Source organism: Desulfovibrio desulfuricans, assembly GCF_024460775.1.
Lineage (GTDB): Bacteria > Desulfobacterota > Desulfovibrionia > Desulfovibrionales > Desulfovibrionaceae > Desulfovibrio > Desulfovibrio desulfuricans_E.
The window spans coordinates 1-245 of sequence record NZ_JANFYZ010000092.1 but is presented as its reverse complement, the minus strand read 5'-3'; the positions used below and the strand labels follow the sequence as shown (position 1 = coordinate 245).

1 protein-coding gene is annotated in these 245 nt (G+C 42.4%); it reads left to right on the top strand.

The features are described 5' to 3' along the window. Nucleotides 1-245 (top strand): ATP-binding cassette domain-containing protein (locus tag NE637_RS15525; RefSeq protein ID WP_256267824.1); only part of this gene is annotated, 245 nt, incomplete at both ends.

Genomic DNA, 245 nt, shown 5'->3' with positions numbered 1-245 from the left:
AAGGAAATAAGCAGGATATACATAAGCGGGTCAAAGAGATGATTCAAAAGTTTGGTCTGGCAGGTCTGGAAAAACATTATCCAAAGCAGCTTTCCGGAGGACAGCAGCAAAGAACGGCGCTTGCTCGGATTATGGCTTATGAACCGGAAGTTATTTTATTAGACGAGCCCTTTTCCGCTCTTGATCTGTATTTAAAAGACCGATTGGAGCAAGAAGTGCTTCAGATGTTAGAGTCATATATGGGA